17 protein-coding genes are annotated in these 18,064 nt (G+C 67.0%); 8 read left to right on the top strand and 9 right to left on the bottom strand.

Annotated elements, in window-relative coordinates:
- Window positions 1–33 precede the first annotated feature (33 nt).
- Complete coding sequence (locus ACYQOP_RS11320; RefSeq protein WP_461222419.1) at window positions 34–2,613, bottom strand: ATP-binding protein; 2,580 nt, start codon at window positions 2,611–2,613, stop codon at window positions 34–36.
- A gap of 314 nt (window positions 2,614–2,927) precedes the next feature.
- A complete protein-coding gene (ahcY, locus tag ACYQOP_RS11315) occupies window positions 2,928–4,328 on the bottom strand; it encodes an adenosylhomocysteinase (RefSeq protein WP_018042100.1) in 1,401 nt (466 codons plus the stop codon).
- A gap of 149 nt (window positions 4,329–4,477) precedes the next feature.
- Here ahcY and ACYQOP_RS11310 point away from each other — a divergent pair, with 149 nt between their 5' ends.
- Window positions 4,478–5,152 carry a hypothetical protein gene (locus tag ACYQOP_RS11310; protein ID WP_461222418.1) on the top strand — a complete coding sequence of 225 codons (675 nt, stop codon included), beginning with the start codon at window positions 4,478–4,480 and terminating at the stop codon, window positions 5,150–5,152.
- A gap of 23 nt (window positions 5,153–5,175) precedes the next feature.
- Here ACYQOP_RS11310 and hmpA read toward each other — a convergent pair whose 3' ends face one another.
- Entirely contained in the window at window positions 5,176–6,417 is a 1,242-nt protein-coding gene (hmpA, locus tag ACYQOP_RS11305; protein WP_461222417.1) for an NO-inducible flavohemoprotein, read from the bottom strand.
- Between the two features lie 98 nt (window positions 6,418–6,515).
- On the opposite strand from hmpA, the gene ACYQOP_RS11300 reads away from it, so the two are divergent.
- On the top strand, window positions 6,516–7,016 hold the full coding sequence (locus tag ACYQOP_RS11300) for an Rrf2 family transcriptional regulator (RefSeq protein WP_461222416.1): 501 nt from the start codon (window positions 6,516–6,518) through the stop codon (window positions 7,014–7,016).
- Window positions 7,017–7,019: 3 nt separating this feature from the next.
- Here ACYQOP_RS11300 and ACYQOP_RS11295 read toward each other — a convergent pair whose 3' ends face one another.
- Both ACYQOP_RS11295 and ACYQOP_RS11290 read right to left on the bottom strand, forming a co-directional pair.
- Window positions 7,020–8,639 carry an AMP-binding protein gene (locus ACYQOP_RS11295; RefSeq protein ID WP_461222415.1) on the bottom strand — a complete coding sequence of 540 codons (1,620 nt, stop codon included), beginning with the start codon at window positions 8,637–8,639 and terminating at the stop codon, window positions 7,020–7,022.
- A gap of 10 nt (window positions 8,640–8,649) precedes the next feature.
- Window positions 8,650–9,240, bottom strand: a complete 591-nt coding sequence (locus ACYQOP_RS11290; RefSeq protein ID WP_210348604.1) for a nitroreductase family protein — start codon at window positions 9,238–9,240, stop codon at window positions 8,650–8,652.
- A gap of 408 nt (window positions 9,241–9,648) precedes the next feature.
- Here ACYQOP_RS11290 and ACYQOP_RS11285 point away from each other — a divergent pair, with 408 nt between their 5' ends.
- On the top strand, window positions 9,649–10,917 hold the full coding sequence (locus tag ACYQOP_RS11285) for a GGDEF domain-containing protein (protein WP_461222414.1): 1,269 nt from the start codon (window positions 9,649–9,651) through the stop codon (window positions 10,915–10,917).
- A 111-nt stretch (window positions 10,918–11,028) separates the two neighbouring features.
- Here ACYQOP_RS11285 and ACYQOP_RS11280 read toward each other — a convergent pair whose 3' ends face one another.
- From ACYQOP_RS11280 to ACYQOP_RS11270, 3 genes are all read right to left on the bottom strand, one after another.
- The gene (locus tag ACYQOP_RS11280; protein ID WP_018042095.1) at window positions 11,029–11,268 is read right to left on the bottom strand and encodes a hypothetical protein; all 240 of its coding nucleotides are present in this window, start codon (window positions 11,266–11,268) and stop codon (window positions 11,029–11,031) included.
- Window positions 11,269–11,356: 88 nt separating this feature from the next.
- Complete coding sequence (locus ACYQOP_RS11275; protein ID WP_461222413.1) at window positions 11,357–11,584, bottom strand: hypothetical protein; 228 nt, start codon at window positions 11,582–11,584, stop codon at window positions 11,357–11,359.
- 380 nt (window positions 11,585–11,964) lie between these two features.
- Window positions 11,965–12,522, bottom strand: a complete 558-nt coding sequence (locus ACYQOP_RS11270; RefSeq protein WP_419952428.1) for a glutathione peroxidase — start codon at window positions 12,520–12,522, stop codon at window positions 11,965–11,967.
- Window positions 12,523–12,703: 181 nt separating this feature from the next.
- On the opposite strand from ACYQOP_RS11270, the gene ACYQOP_RS11265 reads away from it, so the two are divergent.
- On the top strand, window positions 12,704–13,234 hold the full coding sequence (locus ACYQOP_RS11265) for a PRC-barrel domain-containing protein (RefSeq protein WP_056429055.1): 531 nt from the start codon (window positions 12,704–12,706) through the stop codon (window positions 13,232–13,234).
- Between the two features lie 118 nt (window positions 13,235–13,352).
- On the opposite strand, the gene ACYQOP_RS11260 is transcribed toward ACYQOP_RS11265, so the two are convergent.
- Window positions 13,353–13,757 (bottom strand): response regulator, encoded by a 405-nt coding sequence (locus ACYQOP_RS11260; RefSeq protein WP_056429052.1) that lies wholly within the window; start codon window positions 13,755–13,757, stop codon window positions 13,353–13,355.
- 274 nt (window positions 13,758–14,031) lie between these two features.
- On the opposite strand from ACYQOP_RS11260, the gene argJ reads away from it, so the two are divergent.
- Genes argJ through ACYQOP_RS11240 form a run of 4 tightly spaced genes read left to right on the top strand, consistent with a single transcriptional unit; the run spans window position 14,032 to window position 18,059 of the window.
- Window positions 14,032–15,282 (top strand): bifunctional glutamate N-acetyltransferase/amino-acid acetyltransferase ArgJ, encoded by a 1,251-nt coding sequence (argJ, locus tag ACYQOP_RS11255; RefSeq protein ID WP_461222412.1) that lies wholly within the window; start codon window positions 14,032–14,034, stop codon window positions 15,280–15,282.
- Window positions 15,279–16,028, top strand: a complete 750-nt coding sequence (locus tag ACYQOP_RS11250; protein ID WP_461222411.1) for an SIMPL domain-containing protein — start codon at window positions 15,279–15,281, stop codon at window positions 16,026–16,028. The genes argJ and ACYQOP_RS11250 overlap by 4 nt, the downstream gene beginning before the upstream one ends.
- Window positions 16,025–16,462, top strand: coding sequence for an 8-oxo-dGTP diphosphatase MutT (mutT, locus tag ACYQOP_RS11245; RefSeq protein WP_461222410.1), 438 nt, complete (start codon window positions 16,025–16,027; stop codon window positions 16,460–16,462). The genes ACYQOP_RS11250 and mutT overlap by 4 nt, the downstream gene beginning before the upstream one ends.
- A gap of 52 nt (window positions 16,463–16,514) precedes the next feature.
- Complete coding sequence (locus tag ACYQOP_RS11240; RefSeq protein WP_461222409.1) at window positions 16,515–18,059, top strand: DUF6880 family protein; 1,545 nt, start codon at window positions 16,515–16,517, stop codon at window positions 18,057–18,059.
- The last annotated feature ends 5 nt before the right edge of the window (window positions 18,060–18,064 follow it).

The following is an 18,064-nucleotide window of genomic DNA, read 5'->3' as shown; positions in this document are numbered from 1 at the left end:
GCCGCGTTTTTACGAGGGATGACGCGGATGCGGCTACTCCGCCGCCGCGCGCTTGGGCTCCGGATTGTCCACGGGAAACGTGCAGGTCACGCGGGTGCCGCCACCGGGCTTGGAGGCGAGCTCTACCCAGCCGCCGTGGAGCTCGACGAAGGAGCGCACGATGGAGAGGCCGAGGCCGACTCCGCGATGACGGGTTCCCAGCGTGCGGCTCTCGAACCGGTCGAACACCCGCGCGGCGACGTCTTCCGGCATCCCGCGGCCCTCGTCGCGCACGGTGAGCGTGAGTTCCGACTCAGTCCGGCGGGCCGTCACCCGAACCAGTTGGCCGGGGGAGGAGAAACCGACGGCGTTCGAGAGCAGGTTGAACAGAATCTGCCGCACGCGCTTTCCGTCGGCGACGAAACTGCCGATGTCGTCGGGCATGTCGAGATCGAGGCTGATGGCGGATTCGGCGAGGCGATCCTCCAGGCCGCGAGTGGCCGCCTCTACGGTCGCCCGGACGTCGATGACTTCGCGGGCGAGTTCGAGCGAGCCGGCATCGATCGAGGCGAGATCGAGAATGTCGTTGATCATCACGAGCAACGCACCCGACGAGCGCATGATGTGGTCGGAATACTCGCGCTGGCGCTCGTTGAGCGCGCCCACGGTCTCGTCGCCGAGAAGCTGGGTAAAGCCGATGATGTTGGTGAGCGGCGAACGCAGCTCGTAGGAGACGTGGTGGACGAAGGTGTCGCGGAGCTGAGAGGCCCGTTCCAAAGCATCGTTCTTGTCGGTCAGTGCCCGCTCCACGTTCACGCTGGCCGTGACGTCGATGAGGGTGAGGAGCGTCGCTCCCTCCGGCAGGGGCTGTGCGGCGCAATCCAGCACCGTGCCATCCACGATCTCCAGACGACAGGTGAGGCCTGCCCGGCTCTCGAGGCCGGTGATGGCGCCACGGATGTCGAGCCAGGGCTCCTCGTCCGGCGAGAGCCTCCGGCAGACCTCGATCACCACATCCACGCGCGGACGCTCGCCAAGGGTCTCCTGATCCAGGCGCCACAATGTCGAGAAGGCGCGATTGGCGAAAGTCAGGCGTCCGTCGGCGCCGAACACCGCCACCGGTTCCTTGAGCGTGTCCAGCGTCTCGGCCTGGACCCGCATCAGGGCGTTGTAGCGGGATTCGAGCTTCACGTTCTCGGAGACGTCGTCGAACAGGTAGGTCAGGCCACCTTGCGGGTTCGGGTCGGCGACGACGCGCAGCGAACGTCCGTCCGGCGGATGCCACCAGGTCTCACTGGCTTCGACAGCGCGGTAGGCGGCGAGCACGTCGGCTTTCCAGGCTCTGAAATCCGCCTGTTCGGGCAGTTTCCGGGCCGCGCGCAGATGGTCGAGGATCTCGCCGTCGAGGGGGCCGGAATCGAGGAACGCCTGATCGAGGCTCCAGAGCTGGCGGTAGGCGGCGTTGTGGAAGATCAATCGCTGGCGCGCATCGAACATCGCCACGGCGGTGGGAAGCTGGTCGAGGGTGCGGACATTGGCGTCCATCTGGCGCTGCAGGTCGGCGCGGACGCTCTCCAATTCGGAGACATCCACGGCGATTCCGACGCGGCCTGAATCGATGGCCGCCTCGGTGACGTCGAGGATGCGGCGCCCGCCGGCCACCACCGCCGAGAGTCGCTTTGCCGCCCTGCCCCCGGACGCGGTGCGGTCGCCCTCACCGCGGGCGATGAGATCCCGCGCCTGACGGTCGAGCAGTTCGATCCCCTCGGCGACCGCCGCCTCGCGGCTGCCGGCTTCGACGGCGGCGACATAAGCGGTGTTGACCCAGGCGAGGCCGCCGTCTCGGTTGCGCCGCCAGACCGGCTGGGGAATCGCGTCGAGCAGGTTCGCGAGGGCGGAGAGACCGCGCTTGGTCTCGTCGAGCGTTTCGCGCAATTCGGCGAGTTCGCGATGCTCCTCGGTGGTCTCGCGCAGGCGCAGCAGGGCGCGACCGGCCAGGGCCTGCCCGTGCGCGTCGACGATCCGCCCGGATTGGGCGCGGACGGTCATGCGGAATCCGGCGCCGCGTTCGCGCAGAGCGTCGAGAGACGCTTCGATGGCGCCCGCATCCGCCGGCAGAAGCCATGTCCCGAAAGCCAGGATCAGCCCGGCGGGACCCGGTTTCACGCGGTTGCCGTCGAAGGCGAGGGTGAGGTCGCCCTCGATGACGGGCTCGCCACGCCCCGACCAGGTGACGATGACCTGCCGCTCGGCACCGAGCAGCATCTCGGCCCGGTCTTCGGAACTGCGCAGGGTGTCGAGATCGGCGATGAGTTCGCGCTCACGCCGGGTCCAGCGTCCGCGCTCGCGCAGGTGCAGCAGGGACAGGATGGTCGCGAAGATGATGAGGCCGATGAGGATCGCGAGGCCGGTGGCATTGTGCATGTGCAAGGGCAGGCCGATCACCCACGAGGATTGGTCGCCGACATAGCCGGCTCCGAGCGTCGCGGCGGTGGGCGACGGCATGGCCGTACTCTCGCCGGACGCCGCCATGGCGTGACCGGCCACCATGACGCCCGCCGCCACACCGGCAGCGACAGAGACGACGGCAGCGCCGACACGCCCGTTCAGGCGTGCCGTTTCATCGACCCTCATGACACGTACCGCCCCTACGAACCGTCGCTGAGGCGCAGTTGCGCCCATCCCGCCAGACGCCCGAAAGGCGGCCGCGGGGTTACCTCCAGATGAGGAATCACCCCACACTAGCGCGAGCCGGAATCCTGCCGGAAGAGGGTTAAGCTTATCTTCACCATGTCGCCGATCGGTTGCCCGGCCATCGGCGCAGAAAGGACACACTTGTGCCACGGGTGCGCCATGGCCGCCGCGGCGAAAAAAAAGCCCGGCGCGAGGCCGGGCTTTCTTCGATGTCGCTCACAAGGGTCCGGCAGCGCCGGCTCCCGGAAGCGGTGTCAGTAGCGGTAATGGTCGGGCTTGAACGGGCCGTTCTCGGAGACACCGATATAGGCGGCCTGGTCGGGGCGGAGCTTCGAGAGCTTCACGCCGATCTTCTCGAGGTGGAGCATGGCGACCTTCTCGTCGAGGGCCTTCGGCAGGGTGTAGACTTGGCGTTCGTACTTGCCGGGGTTGGTCCAGAGCTCGATCTGGGCCAGCGTCTGATTCGTGAACGAGGCGGACATCACGAAGGACGGATGGCCCGTGGCGTTACCGAGATTCACCAGGCGTCCCTCCGACAGGAGGATGATGCGGTGGCCGTCGGGGAAGGTGATCTCGTCCACCTGCGGCTTGATGTTCGACCATTGCATGTTCTTCAGGCCGGCGACCTGAATCTCGTTGTCGAAATGGCCGATGTTGCAGACGATCGCCCGGTCCTTCATCGCCCGCATGTGGTCGAGGGTGATGATGTCCTTGTTGCCGGTCGCCGTCACGAAGATGTCGGCGCGGGGCGCGGCATCTTCCATCGTCACGACCTCGTAGCCTTCCATCGCGGCCTGGAGGGCGCAGATCGGATCGACTTCCGAGACCAACACGCGGCAGCCGGCATGGCGCAGCGACGAGGCCGAGCCCTTGCCGACATCGCCGAAGCCCGCGACCATGGCGACCTTGCCGGCCATCATCACGTCGGTGCCGCGGCGGATGCCGTCGACCAGCGATTCGCGGCAGCCATAGAGGTTGTCGAACTTCGACTTGGTGACGGCGTCGTTCACGTTGATCGCCGGGAAGAGCAGCTTGCCCTCCTTGGCGAGATTGTAGAGGCGGTGCACGCCCGTGGTGGTCTCTTCCGAGACGCCCTTGATCGAATCGGCGAGGCCGGCGAACCAGCCCTTCGGCTTCTCGGCGAGCTTCTTCTTCAGGAGCGCGAAGAAGATCTCTTCCTCTTCCGACTCGGGCTTGTCGAGGAAGGCGGTGTCGCCGTTCTCGGCGCGGAGGCCGAGATGCACGAACATGGTGGCGTCGCCGCCATCGTCGAGGATCATGTTCGGCATCGAGCCGTCATGCCAGTCGAACAGCTTGGAGGTGTAATCCCAGTACTCGGTGAGCGTCTCGCCCTTGATGGCGAAGACCGGGATGCCGGCGGCCGCGATGGCGGCGGCGGCATGGTCCTGCGTCGAGTAGATGTTGCACGAGACCCAGCGGATGTCGGCGCCGAGCGCCTTCAGGGTCTCGATCAGCACGGCCGTCTGGATGGTCATGTGCAGCGAGCCGGCGATCTTCGCGCCCTTCAGCGGCTGCGACGGACCGTATTCCTCGCGCGTCGCCATCAGGCCCGGCATCTCGGTCTCGGCGATGGAAATTTCCTTGCGGCCGTAATCGGCCAGACCGATGTCCTTGACGATGTAATCCTGGGCCATGGGGTCGCTTCTCCGTTTCTCGCGTCGTTATGGCGAGGCCTATAGCAGGCGAACCGGCGCGAAGCAATCAAGACATAAAGATGTCTTTATACGTGTTCCAGGCTGCGCCGGTTTGGGATTGGGATAGCGGGACGGGAAGGAGAAAGCAGATGGGACGCTTCACCGACGAGATGCGCGCGCGCCTGCCGGCCGGCTTCACGCTGCCGCCGGAGATCGCCTCGCTGTTCGACTGGATCGAGGAGCGGGGCCTTCTGCACGAAAGCCAGCGTGTGCCCGGCGACAGGTTCGGGACGCTTCAGCCGCTGGAGGCGCCTTACCGCGGCGCGGTCGTTCTGTTCCGGGTCGAGCGTGAGGAAGAGGCCCGCTCCTATGCCGAGGGCTGGTTCGGAAACCCGGACACTGCCGCGCGCCTGATCCCCTTCGCCCGGACGGGCGCGGACGGTTCCTACGCGGCTTTCTGGCTCGATGACGAGGGATATCAGCGCATCGTCCATCTCGGTTCAGAGGGAGATGGTCTCTGCGTGCTCGGACGGACCCCGCTCGATTTCCTGCGGCTTCTGGCCATCGGGCACAACGAGTTGGGGACCGGGCTCGCGCATCCCGAGGCGGAGCCGGAGGACGAACCGGATTACGAGATGGAGGTCGACAACCCGCCCTTCCGGGATTGGCTGACGACGACCTACGGCGTGACGATACCCAGGACGGTCTCGGAGATCGTGCCGACACCGCCGGACAGTTTCGCCAAGGCGAGCGACGACCCGTTCTGGCAATGGGTTCGCCGATTGCAGGAAGCCAGGGACGGGGCCGCCCCGCCCAGCCCCTGATTCGTCCTGAGGCCTGCCTAATCTCAGGCCGCCTGACGGGGCTCCTCCACGAGTTCGTCGGCGGGGCCGAAGAACTCGAACCGCACTCGCTCGGCCGGAACGCCGTGCCGGGCGAGGCCGTGGACGAGGGAGGCGAGGAACGGCTTGGGGCCGCACAGATAGTAGGTCGCCTCGGTGAGCGGAGTCTCCCGTGCCAGCCAATCCGCCGTGATCAGGCCGTCGGCATCGTAATCGATGCCCTGGCGGTCTCCGTCCTCCGGCACGGCGTAGAACGTCCGGACCTCAATGTTCGGCGCTCGGGCCGCCAAGCCACGGACGTGCTCGCGCATCGCATGGAAGCGCCCGCTGATGGAGCCGTGGACGTACCAGACCGGCCGGTCGGCCCCTGTTTCGACCAGCGTTTCCAGCATGCTCAGCATCGGCGTGAGGCCGACACCACCGCTGACGAGGACGACGGGCGTTTTCGTCGAACGGTCGAGGAAGAAATCGCCGGCGGGGGGCGCAAGGCGCAGGGCAGTGTCCGGCTTTGCCTCCGCATGCAGCCAGTTGGAGACGATCCCGGCCGGTTCACCCGGCCGCTCCTCACGCTTGACCGTGATGCGGTAGGCCCGGTCGTTCGGCGCACAGGAGATCGAGTAGTTGCGCTTGAGCACGCCCTGGCCGAGCAGGTCGATGAGCATACCGAGATACTGGCCGGGCTCGTGACGCAGCACCGGCCCGCCATCGCGCGGCGCCAGCACGAAGGACCGGATCGTCTCGCTCTCCTCGGTCACCGATTCGACGACGAAGTCCCGCCATCCGTTCCAGCCGCCGGGCTTGTGTGCGAGGTCGCGCGCGATCTCCGCCTCGCGGCCGATCAGGATATGGGCCAGGAACCAGTAGGCCTCCCCCCATGCGGCGCAGATCTCCGCAGTGGCCGCATCGCCGAGCACGTCCTGGATCGCACCGAGGAGCGCGTCCGCCACGAAGGGATAATGCTCCGGCAGGATGTTCAGGGCCACATGCTTCTGGGCGATCCGCTCGACCGCGCCACTCAGCGCGCCGAGATCGTCGATGTGGCGCGCATAGGCGAGCACCGCCAGGGCCAGCGCCTTCGGCTGCGAACCGGTCTCGCCGTGATGCGACTGGTTGAACAGGGCGCGCATCGCCTCGTCCCGGAACAGGCGCTCGTACATCCGCTTCGTGATGGTGAGCCCATGGGCTTCGAGGGCCGGAACGGTGGCCTTGATGAGGGCGATGGTGGCGGGCGCCAGGGGCTGGGACAAAGACAGGCTCCAAAGGTTCAATTTATATGAACCTTATCGCCGATGTGTTTTAGAAGATGCAAGCGGAATGTATCTTTAAAACCCTGTAGGAGGGTGAAATGCGCCTCACCCGCTACACCGACTACGCACTGCGCACCTTGATCTATCTCGGGCTGAACGAGAGCCGGGTGAGTTCGATCGCCGAGATCGCACGCGCCTACGGGATCTCGGAAAGCCATCTGACGAAGGTGGTGCATCAGCTCGGCCGGATCGGCCTCGTCCAGACCACGCGCGGTCGCGGCGGCGGCCTGCGACTCGCCCGTCCCGCAGCCGAGATCGTGGTCGGCGCCGTGGTGCGGCAGACGGAAGAGGATCTGGCCCTCGTCGAATGCTTCGCGAACGGGGCCTGCGCGATCACCCCGTCCTGTCGACTCCGGAAGGCGCTGGGCGAGGCCCTCGCCGCCTTCCTCGCGGTGCTGGACCGGTACACGCTCGCCGATCTTCTCGCGGAGGGCGCCGCGCCCGATCTCGCCTTCCTCCTCGGCCTGCCAGCGCCGGGCGTGATCGCGCCGACGACGGTCGAAGCGACCGTGCCGGTCCCTCCTGCGCGCGGTCGATGAGCCTCAGCTCTCGTCGCGCAACTGCCGCCGGATGATCTTGCCCGAAGTCGTCATCGGCAGGGACTCGCGAAAGGCGATCTCACGGGGATATTCGTGGGCCGAGAGACGCGAGCGGACGAAGGCCCTGATCTCGTCGGCCAGGGTTTCGCTCGCGACGAACCCTTCACGCAGGACCACGAAGGCCTTGACGATTTCGGTGCGGAGCGGGTCCGGCTTGCCCACCGCCGCCGCGGAAGCGACAGCCGGATGGCGCAGGAGGCAATCCTCGATCTCCACCGGGCCAATGCGGTAGGCCGCCGAGGTGATGAGGTCGTCCTCGCGGCCAATGAAATGGACGTAGCCGTCCGCATCCCGCCGGGCGGTGTCCCCGGTGAGCATCCATTCCCCGCGAAACTTCGCGGCGGTGGCTTCGGGCTGATTCCAGTAGCCGAGGAGCATCACCGGGTCGGGCCGGGCGACGCAGATCTCACCGGGCTCGTCCACCGCCGTCTCGCTGCCGTCGGCGCGCTGGATCATCACCCGGTGACCGGGAACCGGGCGGCCGGTGGAGCCGGCGCGCGCAATGCCGGCCGTCTTGCAGGAGGCGAGAACGAGGTTGCACTCGGTCTGGCCATAGGCCTCGCCGATGGTGAGGCCGAGTTCACTACGGACCCATTCGAAGGTCTCGGGCCCCAGCGCCTCGCCGGCCGAGGCGATGTTGCGGAGCCGGGACAGATCGAAGCGTCCGCGCGGGTCGGGCACGCCGCGCAGCATCCGGAGGGCGGTGGGCGGCAAAAAGGTCGTGGTGATGCCGAGTTCGGCGATGAGCGCCAGGGCCGTCTCCGGCGCGAAGCGCGCGGCGGCCCGCGCCACCACCGGCACGCCGTGATGCAGGCTCGGCAGGACCGCGTTGAGGAGACCGCCCGCCCAGGCCCAATCGGACGGCGTCCACATCAGGTCGCCGGGTTTGGGGGGGAAGTCGTGCATCATGGCAAAGCCCGGCAGATGGCCGAGGAGCACGCGATGGGCGTGGAGCGCCCCCTTGGCGAGGCCGGTCGTGCCGGACGTGTAGATCATCAGGGCCGGATCGTCGGCCCTGCTGTCGATGGCGGTGAAGCGGTCCTGAGCGGATGCGATCAGATCGGCATAGGCGAGGGCTCCGCCGACGGCACCGTCGAGGCAGATGAGATGGGCCAGAGCCGGGAGGGCATGGCGGATGCCCTCGATCTTCGCCAGTCCGGCCGCATCGGTGATGAGCGCGGCGGCGCCGGAATCCGACAGGCGGTATTCCAGCGCCTCCGGGCCGAACAGGCCCGCCAGCGGCAGGGCGATGGCGCCGAGCTTGTAGGCGGCGGCATGGGCGACCACGACGGCGGCTGATTGGGGCAGAAGCACACCGATGCGGTCGCCGGGGCGCAGGCCGAGCCCGACGAGGGCTTGCGCGAGGCGGTTCGACGCCTCGCGCAAGCCTCCGAATGTCGTCGTCGTCACCGCCCCCGACGACGAGACGTCGTGGATCGCCGCGCGTCCCGGCTCGATCCCGGCCCAGCGGTCGCAGACATCGACGCCGATATTGAACCGCTCGGGGATGTCCCAGGCGAAGCCCGACACCAGGGCATCGTAATCGGAAGCCGGTTTCAGCACGGCGGAGACCTCACGCCGCAGTGGGTTTGAATCCGCCGGCGAACACGAAATCCGTGATCGGACGACGGCCGGTCGGGCTCTCCTTCGCCGTCTGCTCCTCGGTGAGATTGCCCGCTTCGATCATACGGCCGACGCCGTAGGCGGCCTCGACCCGGTAGGTCTCCGGCACGTTCAGGGCCGTGATCGTACGCTCCCGGTCGAACCCGGTCATTCCGTGCGCGTGCCAGCCCTGGCGGATCGCCTGGAGCTGGAAGTTCGCGGATGCCGCGCCGGCATCAAGGGAATGGCTCCAGGACGGCTTGAGCTCGTCGCCGACCTTCATTTGCGTATTCGACACCAGGATCACGATGGCGCCGGTATCCTTCACCCACTTCTGGTTGCCGGGCACGATCAGGTCGAAGAAAACCTGCCAATCGGGCGTGTCGCGCAGGGCGTAGAGGAAGCGCCAGGGCTGCGAGTTATACGCGGACGGCGCCCATCGGGCAGCCTCGAACATCCGCAGCAATTCCGCTTCCGGCACGGCCTCGCCGGTGAAGGCGCGGGGCGAGCGACGCTCGACGAAGAGCGGATCGATCTCATGGTCGGTCTGACGAGGCGGCAAGGCTATCTCCGAACGTGACGACCCCACCTGGCGCCATCGGCCGGCAGGGGACTCCTAGCGAGATGCACGAGGTCGGGTGCAAAGCGCAAATGCCCCTTGCGCATCCGGCTTCCGGCAATGTGGAAATTTCCCCGGGATTGCATGCAAGATCGTTCGAATTTGAACGATCTTTTTCAAGGGGGTTCAGCACTGTTAGGGATCATAATGCGTATTGGCGTTATTATCGACGTGACGATGCGACCGAACGGCAATGTCGAGGTTGAAGACGGTGCTGTCTGAGGCTTGGACGACAATGAATTCGGGGCGAACGACTTTGAGCCGTGGGCGGATCGCGTGAGTGAAAGACCGGTACGCCGGCTTAGTGCAGGCGGAACTCTGGCACCCGATTTTCCCGGTGCCGGTAAAGACATGCGCCTGCTTAGCGCCATCGATAGGCAGTTGCGTGCCAGGACCCTCAAACTCGCCTTCGAATCCGAGCTCGAAGCGCGTTTCGAGTACGACACGCGCGAGAAGCGCGTCCGGGACATCCGTTACACGATCGTCCTCGGCATGGTGGTCTTCCACGTCTACAACGTCGCGGGTTTCGTGACGACGCCGGACCTCGCCCTTCTCAATGTCGGGTTGCGGGCTCTGGCGATGACGCCGCTGGCTCTTCTGATCATCTGGGCGGTAGGACGAGTCACCGGACCGGTTCGGGAAGCCATCAGCGGTATCGGCATGCTTGCGGCCACCGGTATCCCCATCCTGATTTTCTGGATGGGAACGGGTCCGCTGGTCTCGCTGACCACGGCGACGATCTGGCTCAGTGTGCTCTTCGCCAACATCACCCTGCCGCTGCGGTTCTTCTGGGCCTGCTTCCTGTCGGGTATCACGGCCATCGCGGTGGCGGCGGGACTGTATCTGAAGCCGGACATCGCAGCGCCGGTGGGCGGCGTCCTCGGCCTCGACATGATGACGGGCATCCTCTTCAGCCTCGTCGCCACCTACAAGATCGAAGCCGCGAACCGGCGTGACTACCTGGTCAACCTGCGGGAAAGCTTGCGCGCCAAGCGCCTGGCCGAGGACAACACGACCCTCGCCCATCTTTCCACCACCGATCCGCTTACCGGCATCGCCAATCGGCGCGCTTTTGCGCGCGAGCTCTCCGAGTTCTGGGAAGCGAGCCTCGGAGGCCGGCATTTCGCCGTGATGCTGATCGACGTCGATTATTTCAAGCTGTTCAACGACCATTACGGCCACGGCGCCGGCGATACGTGCCTGCGTGAAGTGTCCGCCCTGCTGGCGAAGACGGCTGCGGGGTCGGGTGCGTTCGTCAGCCGCTATGGTGGCGAGGAATTCGCAGTCCTGATGCACACCAGCGATCCCGACGAGGCCTATGGGGTCGCGGAACGGTTCCGCCGCAGCATCGCGGAGAAGGGCCTGATTCACGGAAACCGGAACGATCACCTCGGCTTCGTCAGCGTCAGCATCGGCGTGGCGACGAGCTGCGGCCACGCCGCCACGGCCGTAGCGCTGGTCGAAGCGGCCGACATGGCTCTCTACGAGGCAAAAGGCACCGGCCGGAATCGAACCTGCCACAGCGGTAAGAACGGCAACGGCGAAGGAGGCCCGACGAGATACGTGGCGGCCGCGCAGTGGAGCGCCACCGAAAAACAGCCGGTCGCCAAAACCGGCTGAGCGGCAAGCATTAATGTCAGGGCTGAGGCAGCGGCCTCAGAGCGAGTCGACCGAAAATCCGTGCCGGTCCCGTCCCACGACAGGACGAGACCGGCGTGAGTTGAGCGTGAATTAATCGACGACCTTCGCCGTGGGACGGTCGTTGCCCTGAGCTGTTTCGTCGTGCCAGTCGCCCTTGCCGTCCTGGTAGCGGATACCCTCGGTGGAGCCCGGCACTTGCTGTTCGGCAGCGGCGGCCTGGGCGGCCTGCAGCGCTTCGTCGTGGCTCGGGAAGGTCTCGGAGAAGACGTCGCCGACCTTGTAGGCGAAGCCGCCATCGTGCTCGACGATGCGATAGGTGATCTCGGACATGCTGGTTCCTCCTCACGGCGCCTGCGTTCTTGCGCCACGTGCTTGGCATGGCGAACGGAGCGGGGCTGTCCGAGGTTCCGTCGTGGGATCAGTGCCGGGTGGGTGGAATGGGGTCCAGGACGTCCACGGCGGCCTCACAACCCGCGATCAAAGACTCCCGGACCTCTCTCTGGTCGAAGCCGATTCCGTCAGGGAACGCCATGATATGGGCGGTGTCTCCCCCTTCCCGGAGAATCCTACAGATCCAGCCCTCGACCACCCGCTCGAAATGCACCTCGTAACGTGTGCCGTCATGCTCGAATTCGTGAGGGTCCATCTCTGTCTTCCTTCCGGGCCGGCGGATTACGGCCCATCCTGTGGGCCTCGCCGGATGTGGGAAGCCGGGCTATGGCGTCAACGACCCAACGGAATGCGAAAGATCCGGCGATGCGCCTTCTCCTGCCTGCTGCGTCCATCTGCGCGGTTCTCGCCTGTCCGGAGGCCTTTGCCCAATCGGGCGGAAGCCTGTTCGGGAGCCCCGATCGCGTGCCGGCCAATCCGTTCGCGTCGAATTACCCCTCGGCCGCTCCACCCCGCAGCCACCCCGCCTATGAACGCTTACCGGGCGGAGAGGGGCGGCGGCGCGTCGTGAGACCTGAGCGGGCCGATTCGTTTCTCCCACCCCGCGACATCCCTCGGTGACGCGCCCATGGAGCGTCAGCTCTGGCTCAGCTCACCGGCGATGGCGGTGACGATACGCGGATCGTTGGGTTCCACCGACGAGGGATAGGCGCCGACGAGGCCGCCATCGCGGCCGACGAGGTATTTGTGGAAGTTCCAGTTCGGCGTGGAACCGGGCTTCTCGGCGGCGGCCCAGCGATAGAACGGATGGGCCTGCGGCCCGCGCACATGGGTCTTGGCGGCGACCGGAAAGGTGACGCCGTGATTCCGGCGGGCCGCCTCGGCGATGGCAACGCCGTCGAGGGGCTCCTGATTGCCGAAATCCGGCGACGGCACGGCGATCACCGTGAGGCCGCGCCCGCCGAAGCGCGTCCACAGAGCCTGAAGCCCGGAGAACTGCCCGGCAAAGCCGCAGGCGGTGGCGGTGTTGACGATGAGGATCGGCTTGTCCGCGAAATCCTTGAGAGCGATCAGCCCGCCTTCCGGTTTCTCGAAGGCGAAGGCCCTCGCATTGCCCTCGCTGGTCGCGGCGCGCGCACCGGTTGCGATGACGCTGCCGAGAAGAAACAGGGCCTGTCGGCGAAGTAGGGTCATCGGGGGTCGCTCCCTGGGCGGACAGAGGCTGGAATCGGCCCGCTTTCGCCCTGACGGAAACTAGTCCGGCGATCCGGACTGTCCACTATCGGGTGCATCGCGGGTGGAACCTTTCGCAAGGGCTCAGCTTGAGCGAGGACCGAGTTCGACCACCGAACCCAGAGCGGAAAGACACGCCCCTATGCGCATCCTGTTGCTTGCAGCGACCCTCGCAACGCCCCTCGTCTTCGCTGGAGCGTCGATTGCCGGTGCTCAGACGGCGGATCCGCAGAATGCGGGCTCGGCTCCGGCTCCGGCGGCCCCCGCCACTCTCAACAACGACCTGCGTCCGACCTTCGTCGCACAGGCGCCGTCCGACCGGGTCACCTCCAAGCTGATCGGCCTGACCATCCAGAACGGCGCCAACGAGACGATCGGCGAGATCGCCGACATCGTTCTCGACGAGAGCAGCACGATCAAAGCCTGGGTCGTCGGCGTCGGCGGATTCCTCGGCATCGGCACGAAATACGTGGCGGTGGATCCGAGCGCCCTGAAGCTCGCCCGAGTCGACGACAAGGCGATGAAGGCGACGATCGACACCAACAAGGACCAGCTCCGCGCCGCGCCGGAATATGTCTATCTCGGTCAGGCCAAGCCCAATTCCGGCGACACCAAGTCGACGGAGACGAGGGCGCCCGACGCCAAGCCGGCGGAAACCAAGACGGCTCCCTGACGCCGAAGGCACGCCGGCATAGCGTGCCTTGGAGCCGTGGCGATGTAACGAGAAGGGCGGCCGAGACAGTGATGTCTCGGCCGCCCTTCTCGTTACCCGATCGGAAGAGTCCTAAAGGTCAATCTCGGTTTCCGAGAGCCTCGCGCACGGTGCTGGCGACCGCGTCGTTTCTGACCTCGTTCGTCACGTAGACGTCGTCATGGCCGTCCTCGATCACCTCGGGCAGAGGGTCGCGCGGCGCTTCGTTGGCGAAGACGATCCGTAGGTCGGGCCGAAGGGCGCGCGCTTCGAGGACAAGCTTGGTCGAACACAACTCGCCCTTGAGGCTGATATCGGTGACGAGCACGTCGACCGGGAGGCCGAGGGCCAGAACCGTCATCGCATCGACGCCGGAATCGACGGTCGTGGCGGCGTATCCGGCACGCCGGATCTGCGATGCCACCTCGTCGCGCCAGTGCTTCTGTCGTCCAGCGATCAGAACCTGAACGCCGTAGGCTCCACCGGTGGAAGCCGTCGGTTCCATGGTCGAAACTCCTCGTTTCCGCCTGGGCGCGCCTGGATCGGCTCAAGCCGGTTCCAGCACGTATCTTCTGTGCGACGCGTCATCGTAGGACACGTTTGCACTGCAGGACAAGGCGTCCGCAGATGTCCGTCGCGTCGGATACAGGAAATCCCCGAGGAGCTTGACTGTTCCCTCGAATGCGCCCGCCGGTGTTGACGTGGCGGCGGTGGGCGATGCAACACCGCCGCGCCGCCAGAGAATCGATAGCGGCGGATTGCCGGAGCCCGACCGACTGATGTCATCCGCCAAAACTCCCCCCGTCTCGCCCCTCGCACCGAAATCCGTGCCGGACCTGCCGCCCATCGCCGGCGTCGGCATCGCCACCGCGCAGGCGGGCATCCGCTATTCCGGGCGCACCGACGTGCTCTATCTGGCGTTGCAGCCGGGGACACAGGCGGCGGGCGTGTTCACCCGCTCGAGATGCCCCTCCGCACCGGTGGATTGGTGCCGCGAAGCCCTGGCGAGGGAAGGCGCCCGCGCCCTCATCGTCAATTCCGGCAATGCCAATGCCTTCACCGGAGCGCGTGGACGGGACGCCGTGGAACTCACCGCGAAGATCGGTGCCGAGGCGGCGGGATGCCGGCCCGACGAGGTCTTCATCGCCTCCACCGGCGTCATCGGCGAGCCCCTCGACGCGACCAAGTTCGAAGGTGTGCTGAGCGATTGCGCGGCCCGGACCGAGACCGGCCCAGCGGCCTGGGCGGCGGCGGCGCAGGCGATCATGACCACCGACACTTTCCCCAAACTCGGCACGCGCACAGCGACGATCGACGGGACAACGGTGACGATCAACGGCATCGCCAAGGGCGCGGGCATGATCGCGCCCGACATGGCGACGATGCTGAGCTTCGTCTTCACCGACGCGGCCCTGCCGCAGGTCGTGCTCCAGACCCTTCTGAGCGCCGGCACGCAGACGAGTTTCAACTGCGTGACGGTGGATGGCGACACCTCCACCTCCGACACGCTGATGCTGTTCGCCACCGGAGCCGCCGGCAACGCACCCGTGACTGATCCGGGCGACGCCCGCCTGTCGGGTTTCCGCGCGGCGCTGGACGATCTGCTCATCGAGCTGGCGCAGCTCGTCGCCAAGGATGGCGAGGGCGCGCGCAAGTTCGTCACCGTCAACGTGAAGGGCGCGACGAACGATGCCTCGGCCCACCGCATCGCCATGTCCATCGCCAATTCGCCCCTGGTGAAGACGGCCATTGCCGGGGAGGACGCCAATTGGGGCCGCGTCGTCATGGCGGTGGGCAAGGCAGGCGAGCCCGCCGACCGCGATCGCCTCGCGATCTGGTTCGGCGACGTCCGTGTCGCCCGCGAGGGCGCCCGCGACCCGGATTACAGCGAGGCGGCAGCGAGCGCCGTCATGCGCGAATCGGACGTTGCCGTGACGGTCGATCTCGGCCTGGGCAATGGCACGGCGCGGGTTTGGACCTGTGATCTGACCAAGGGCTATATCGAGATCAACGGGGATTACCGTTCATGAGCCGCTCGTCCGAGCGCGCTCCGCGCCGGTTCCGGATCGCCGTCGCATCCGTTCTGCTCGCCGCCCTGGTGCTTCCCGCATGGGCGGACGAGCACGACAAGCGTGAGAGCCGCATCGTCGTCACCGGCCGCGCCCGCGCCGAGACACCACCGGATTTCGCCTCGGTTGAGATCGGGATCGAAGCCAAGGGCGCGACGCCCGCTGCCGCCCTCGACGGAGCGAGCAGTGTCGTCCGCGCGCTCATCACGCTGTCGGCCGGGTTTGGCGTCGGCGAGAGCGATATCGGCACGACGGCGGTCACCCTCACCCAGGCGACGCGGGAGGTACGCCAGCCCGACGGCAGCACCACCGAGAAGCCGGACGGCTACCGCGCCGCCAATAGCGTGCGGGTGCGCCTCTCCGATATGGGCAAGCTCGGCGAGCTGATGCGCAAGGCTTTGGACGCGGGCGCCAACCGGATCGAGGGCGTGGCGTTCGGCCTGAAGGATCCGAATGCGGCGGAGGCCTCCGTACAGGTAGCGGCCATGAAGGATGCGATGGCGCAGGCGGGACGCCTCGCCGAGGCCGCCGGCGTGAAGCTCGGAGCGCCCCTGCTGATCCAGACAACGCCCCAGGGCGGCGGGATGCCGATGGCGATGGCGGCGGCCCCGATGCGGTCCAAACGCTCCGGCGTGCCGGTGCCGCTGGCGGCGGGCACGATCGAGACGAGTGCCGAGGTCTCGGCCAGCTTCGCGATCCTGCCGTGACACAAGACTCCGCCGTGACGCCGCCTCCGTTCCGCATCCTCCTCGTCGTGGCGGTCGCCCTGGTGGATACGGATGGCCGCGTTCTCCTGGCCCAGCGCCCGGAGGGCAAGCAGCTCGCTGGGTTGTGGGAGTTCCCCGGCGGCAAGGTCGAGCCGGGAGAGCGGCCGGAGGAGACCCTGATTCGCGAATTGCGCGAGGAGATCGGGATCGAGGTGAAGGAGGCCTGCCTTGCTCCGCTGACCTTCGCGAGCCACGCCTATCCCGACTTTCACCTGCTGATGCCGCTCTATGTCTGCCGACGCTGGGAGGGCATGGCCCGTTCCATGGAGGGGCAGGCGCTGAAATGGGTGCGCCCGCGCGAACTCAAGGACCAGCCGATGCCGTCCGCCGATGCGCCGCTGATCCCGTTCCTGGTCGATCTCCTCGGACCTTGATGGCTGCACCCTGCCGCCACAGGTTGTCCGTCGGAGGCGGGAGACGGAAAGCATGGCGCGCAAGGCAGCGGTAAAGACGGCCCCCAAGCCGAGCGCGGTCGCGGCGGAGAAGCCGAAGCGCGTCACGCGCAAGACCACGCCGTCGCCTGAGACCTTGGCGCCGCTGGGGCTCGACCGATTGATCGGCCTCGTCCTCGACGAGACCGCGCGTAACCCCGCCTTCAAGAAGCTCGTCACCGCCGCGATCGCCGGATTGCAGGGACCCGATGCCGTCGCCGCCCTGATCGACAGACGGTTGACCGCCCTCGAACGGGCCCACGGTTACATCGACTGGCAGAAACGGCGTAGCTTCGCCGCCGATCTCGACGCCACGATCTCCACCATCGTCTCGGAACTGGCTCCTCTCGACGTGGACGCCGCCCTCAACCGGTTGATCCGTTTCCTGGGCGGGGCGCAGGGCGTGCTGGAGCGCGTCGACGATTCCAGCGGTCAGGTGGCGGGCGTCTACGAACGGGCGACGCATGCCGCCGCCGATCTGGCGCTTCGGCTCCCTCCGGCCGAGGCCGCCCAATTGGCCGTGAGACTGGTGCCGCTCCTCGAGACGGACGGGTTCGGCATCCTCGATGCCCTGCTTCTCACGGTGGTGGAGGGCCTGCCGGATACGGCCTTGGCGCCGGTCGACGCGGCCCTCGCATCGGCGACGCCGCCGGAACCGAAGGCATCGGGCAAGCCGGCAACCCGCTCGGCCGCCTTCAGCACGCAGGGCTGGGACCGGAAGATGGAGCGCATGCGCCTGCTGCGGATGCGACAGGCCCTGGCCGACCGGCGCGGCGACGTCGAGGCTTTCATCGCCCTGGAACAGGCGATCTCCCCCGATCATCCCAACACTATGGCCGTGGCGGAGCGTCTGCTCTCGGCGAACCGCGCCGCCGAGGCCCTCGACTGGATCGGACGGCCGCAGAAGCGCGGAATCGTCGTCGTCACCCGCGAGCAGATGCTGACGGGAAGCTTCGACCCGGACGCCCCCCAGCGTGAGCGGGCCTCCCTCGAAATCCGCATCCTCGACGCTCTCGGCCGCAGGGACGAGGCCCAGGCAAAGCGCTGGGCCTGTTTCGAAGCCCGTCTCGACCGCGAGATGCTGCGCGACTACGTCGCCAAGCTCCCTGACTTCGAGGACGAGGAGGCGCTGGAGCGTGCCTTCGACCATGCGGCGTCTCACGACGATCCCTACCGCGCCCTGCATTTCCTCGTGCATTGGCCAAAGCGCGACCGTGCTGCGCGCCTCGTCATCGACAAGGCCGCGACATGGGACGGCAACCGCTATGAGATCCTCGCTCCCGCGGCCGAGGCTCTGGAAGAGGCGAGCCCGAAGGCGGCGAGCCTGCTCTACCGCTGCATGATCGACGACATGCTGAGCAAGGGCCGCTCCAGCGCCTACGGTTACGGCGCACGCCACCTCCTGACCCTCGATACCCTGGCGCAGCGCCTCGAACCGGGCGACCTCACGCCGGACCACGCCGCCTATCGCGACGCGTTACGCAAGGCGCACGGGCGGAAATCGGCCTTCTGGGAGAAGGCTGGACAATCCCGCGTATGACGGAA

Source organism: Methylobacterium sp. CM6247 (assembly GCF_054817925.1).
The sequence above is the reverse complement of the archived record's forward strand: the minus strand, read 5'-3'. Positions and strand labels throughout refer to the sequence as shown.

Coding starts and splice junctions, on each gene's coding strand:
- ACYQOP_RS11320 (WP_461222419.1), bottom strand. CDS start 2,613: ATGAGGGTCGATGAAACGGCACGCCTGAACGGGCGTGTCGGCGCTGCC.
- ACYQOP_RS11240 (WP_461222409.1), top strand. CDS start 16,515: ATGGCGCGCAAGGCAGCGGTAAAGACGGCCCCCAAGCCGAGCGCGGTC.
- ACYQOP_RS11300 (WP_461222416.1), top strand. CDS start 6,516: ATGCGCCTCACCCGCTACACCGACTACGCACTGCGCACCTTGATCTAT.
- ACYQOP_RS11265 (WP_056429055.1), top strand. CDS start 12,704: ATGCGCATCCTGTTGCTTGCAGCGACCCTCGCAACGCCCCTCGTCTTC.
- ahcY (WP_018042100.1), bottom strand. CDS start 4,328: ATGGCCCAGGATTACATCGTCAAGGACATCGGTCTGGCCGATTACGGC.
- argJ (WP_461222412.1), top strand. CDS start 14,032: ATGTCATCCGCCAAAACTCCCCCCGTCTCGCCCCTCGCACCGAAATCC.
- ACYQOP_RS11280 (WP_018042095.1), bottom strand. CDS start 11,268: ATGTCCGAGATCACCTATCGCATCGTCGAGCACGATGGCGGCTTCGCC.
- ACYQOP_RS11275 (WP_461222413.1), bottom strand. CDS start 11,584: ATGGACCCTCACGAATTCGAGCATGACGGCACACGTTACGAGGTGCAT.
- ACYQOP_RS11285 (WP_461222414.1), top strand. CDS start 9,649: ATGCGCCTGCTTAGCGCCATCGATAGGCAGTTGCGTGCCAGGACCCTC.
- ACYQOP_RS11310 (WP_461222418.1), top strand. CDS start 4,478: ATGGGACGCTTCACCGACGAGATGCGCGCGCGCCTGCCGGCCGGCTTC.
- ACYQOP_RS11260 (WP_056429052.1), bottom strand. CDS start 13,757: ATGGAACCGACGGCTTCCACCGGTGGAGCCTACGGCGTTCAGGTTCTG.
- ACYQOP_RS11250 (WP_461222411.1), top strand. CDS start 15,279: ATGAGCCGCTCGTCCGAGCGCGCTCCGCGCCGGTTCCGGATCGCCGTC.
- ACYQOP_RS11270 (WP_419952428.1), bottom strand. CDS start 12,522: ATGACCCTACTTCGCCGACAGGCCCTGTTTCTTCTCGGCAGCGTCATC.